Raw genomic sequence first — 1,789 nt, forward strand, 5'->3', positions numbered from 1 at the left:
GGAGAATAGCGGGGCTATTTGACGAAGAAGCAGGAGTTTTCAAATTAATCTATCGCAGCAGGGCAGTTTATTCTCGGACAGTCTCCTGAAAAGTCCTGCTAGCTGCACCCCATTCCGAGCGAAGTTGAAAGATGCCCTCTGTACTTCACTCGGTGCCATCGATCATGTGACAGTTCGATGACTACATCTTCTCAACCGTTTCAATCCCCAGTAGGCCAAGACCCAGCTTCAGGGTTCTGGCGGTCAGGGCGCAGATCTGCAAGCGGCTGTTGCGCAGCTTGTCAGCCACGCCTTCCTTGTTCACCGGGCAAGCTTCATAGAACTTCATAAAAGCACCGGAGATGTCGTACAAATAGGCGCACAGGTGATGTGGCAGGCCTTCTCTGGCAACGGATTCAATGGTTTCACTGAAGCGGCACAGCAGCAGGGCCAGCTCCCGTTCAGCATCGTTCTCAATCAGGATGTCACCGGTGAGGTCGGACTCGATGATGCCCGCCTTGCGGAAGATGCTCCTGATCCGGGTGTAGGCATAGAGCAGGTAAGGTGCAGTATTGCCCTCAAAGGCCAGCATGTTATCCCAGTCAAAGATATAGTCACTGGTCCGGTTTTTGGACAGGTCGGCATATTTTACCGAGCCAATGGCCACAGAGCGGATCACATTGACCTTCTGTTCTTCCGACAGGTCGCCGGATTTGCTGGCAATCAGGGCGGCTGCCCGTTCTTCTGCCTCGTCCAGAAAATCCGACAGTTTGATGGTGGTACCAGCGCGGGTTTTGAACGGTTTGCCATCTTTGCCCAGCATCATGCCAAAGGCGTGGTGCTCAAGTGACACGTGGTCAGAGGCAAATCCTGCCTTGCGGGCAATGGTGAATACCTGCTCGAAATGCTGGCCCTGGCGGGCATCCACGTAATAAAGAATGCGATCAGCGTTCAGGGTGTGGCAGCGGTGCCGAATAGCTGCCAGGTCGGTGGTGGTGTAGAGGAAACCACCGCCGGACTTCTCGACGATGACCCCCATGGGTTCGCCATCCTTGTTTTTGAACTCATCCAGAAAGACAACCCTGGCTCCGTTGTCTTCGCTTAACAGGCCTTTTTCATCCAGCTGCTGGATGATCACTGGCAGAGTGTCGTTATAGGCGCTTTCACCCATCACATCAGCAGCGGTCAATGAGACATTCAGGCGGTCGTAGGCATCCTGGTTGTGTAACAGGGTGATATCCACCAGTTTTTTCCACAGTTTCAGGCAGTGTTCATCACCGGCCTGAAGGCGGACGACGTAGCTTCTGGCGCGACTGGCGAAGTCGGGGTTGTCATCAAACCGTTTCTTGGCTTCGCGATAGAACGTTTCCAGGTCAGAAAGTTCCATGGTCATGACTTCCTGGCTCTCTTGTTCCAGCTCTTCCAGATGGGCTATCAGCATGCCGAATTGAGTGCCCCAGTCACCCAGATGGTTCTGGCGGATCACCTTATGTCCGAGAAACTCAAGGGTTTTTACCGTTGCATCGCCAATAATGGTGGATCGCAGGTGGCCAACGTGCATCTCCTTGGCAACGTTCGGTGCGGAGTAATCAACGACAACTGTTTGCCTGTTGTCGGTTGGTGCAACACCAGCCCGGGGATCGTTGATGGCAGACTGAAGCGTGCTGGCCAGCCATTGGGGGGCGAGATGAATGTTAATAAAACCCGGCCCGGCAATGTCAACCTTGCTGGCAATGCCCTCAAGGTCAAGGTTATCGACTACTTTTTGCGCCAGTTCCCTTGGATTTATGCCCATTTTTTTGGCCGCAGC

At 53.7% G+C, this 1,789-nt stretch carries 1 protein-coding gene; it reads right to left on the minus strand.

The genetic code is table 11. From position 1 onward, the window contains the following. Positions 1 to 181: 181 nt before the first annotated feature. Positions 182 to 1,789, minus strand: a 1,608-nt coding sequence (gene argS / locus KDK14_RS20470; RefSeq protein ID WP_257267087.1) for an arginine--tRNA ligase, incomplete at its 5' end; no start/stop codon positions are given.

The organism is Endozoicomonas sp. ONNA2 (assembly GCF_024606365.1).
Classification (GTDB): Bacteria; Pseudomonadota; Gammaproteobacteria; order Pseudomonadales; family Endozoicomonadaceae; genus Endozoicomonas.